The 1,934-nt window shown below is 62.2% G+C and carries 1 protein-coding gene and 1 pseudogene; both read left to right on the top strand.

Annotated features, from left to right (window positions below):
- On the top strand, nucleotides 1-1,254 hold a 1,254-nt coding region (locus tag EOC06_RS34195), incomplete at its 5' end, for a Mur ligase family protein (RefSeq protein WP_245470315.1).
- A gap of 163 nt (nucleotides 1,255-1,417) precedes the next feature.
- Nucleotides 1,418-1,934 (top strand): annotated as a pseudogene (gene mraY / locus EOC06_RS44235) (phospho-N-acetylmuramoyl-pentapeptide-transferase); the annotation flags it as partial.

Below are 1,934 nucleotides of genomic sequence, written 5' to 3' on the forward strand. Positions count from 1 at the left end.
CTCGGGCGGCTGACAGCGCCGATTATCGTCGTCGAGGACGTGCTGGTCGCACTGGAAAAGCTTGGAGTTGCGTCGCGCGCCCGCTCGAGCGCGAAAATCATCGCTGTGACCGGTTCGGCCGGCAAGACCACCACCAAGGAAGCGCTGCGCCATGTGCTGCAAGCCGTCGGCAAGGTGCATGCCTCGGCGCAGTCCTTCAACAATCACTGGGGCGTGCCGCTGACCTTGGCGCGCATGCCTGATGATTGCGACTATGCCGTATTCGAGATCGGCATGAACCATCCCGACGAAATCCGGCCGCTGGTAAAAATGGTGAGGCCGCATGTCGCCATCGTCACCATGATCGCGGCGGCGCATCTCGGTTTTTTCCGCAATCTGGACGAGATCGCCAAGGCCAAGGCCGAGATTTTCGAAGGGCTGGAGCCCGAGGGGGCCGCCATCCTCAACCGCGACGATGCGCGCTTCAAGCTGCTCGACAAGATGGCCCATGCCACCGGTGTCGAGCACGTCTACGGCTTCGGCGAGAATGCGCGCTCTACCTTCAAGCTCACCAAATGCGAACTGCATGCGGATCACTCCGACATCATCGCCAGGATCGGCGGCCACGAAGTGACGGCGCGGATCGGCGCGCCCGGCCGCCATATGGTGCAGAACGTGCTGGCGGTACTGGGTGCTGCGCATCTGGTCGGCGCCGATCTCGACAAGGTGGCTTCAGCACTGGCCGATCTCTCTGCCGAACGCGGGCGCGGCAAGCGCCATGTGCTGCGCCATCCCGGTGGCTCGACTTCGAGCCACCCAGGTGGCTCGACTTCGAGCTACCCAGGTGGACTGATCACGCTGATCGACGAAAGCTACAACGCCAATCCGGCATCGATGGCTGCTGCCATGGCATTGCTCAACGCGACGCCTGTGACGGGCGAGGGCCGCCGCATCGCCGTGCTCGGCGACATGCTCGAACTTGGCGACCATTCGGCCAAGCTGCATGCAGCCCTTGCCGACCTCATCGTCGGCACGGGCACGCGGACCGTCTTTCTCGGCGGCCCGGAAATGCGGGTGCTGGCAGAAGCGCTGCCGGCTGAGATCAAGACGGAATACCGCGCCGGTGTCGAGGAGTTGAAGCCGGTGCTGCTTGCCGCGCTCAAGCCGGGCGACGTGGTGATGATCAAATCGTCGAAGGGCATCGGCTTTGCAAAACTGGTCGATGCGCTGCTGGGCAAATTCCCGGCTGAATCGACAGCCAGAAAACAGACCTAGGTCGGGGGACGAAAAGCGCATGTTTACACTGCTCGTCGATTTTGCGGACAAGGTCTCGGTCTTCAATGTCTTCCGCTACATCACCTTCCGCACCGGCGGGGCGCTGATCACGTCGGCGCTGATCGTCTTCATCTTCGGGCCGACCATCATCAATTCGCTGCGGCTGCGGCAAGGCAAGGGCCAGCCGATCCGCGCCGACGGACCGCAGACGCATTTCAAGAAGGCCGGCACGCCGACCATGGGCGGACTGATGATCCTGTCGGGCATCATCGGCTCGTCGCTTTTGTGGGCCAACCTGTCGAGCATCTATGTCTGGGTGGTGCTGCTGGTGACGCTGGGCTTCGGCTCGATCGGCTTCTACGACGACTATTTGAAGGTGACGAAACAGTCACATCTCGGCTTTTCCGGCAAGGCAAGGCTGGCGCTTGAATTCGTTATCGCCGGCATCGCCGCCTGGGTGATCATGCACAATGGCCAGGCGCCGTTCTCTTCGTCGCTGACGTTTCCCTTCGCCAAGGAATTCATCGTCAATCTCGGCTGGTTCTTCATTCCGTTCTCCTGCTTCGTCATCGTCGGAGCAGGCAATGCTGTGAACCTCACCGACGGCCTGGACGGGCTGGCGATCGTGCCGATCATGATCGCGGCGGCCTCCTTCGGCGTCATCGCCTATCTCTCCGGCA

This window comes from Mesorhizobium sp. M7A.F.Ca.MR.362.00.0.0 (assembly GCF_004023175.1).
Taxonomy (GTDB): domain Bacteria; phylum Pseudomonadota; class Alphaproteobacteria; order Rhizobiales; family Rhizobiaceae; genus Mesorhizobium.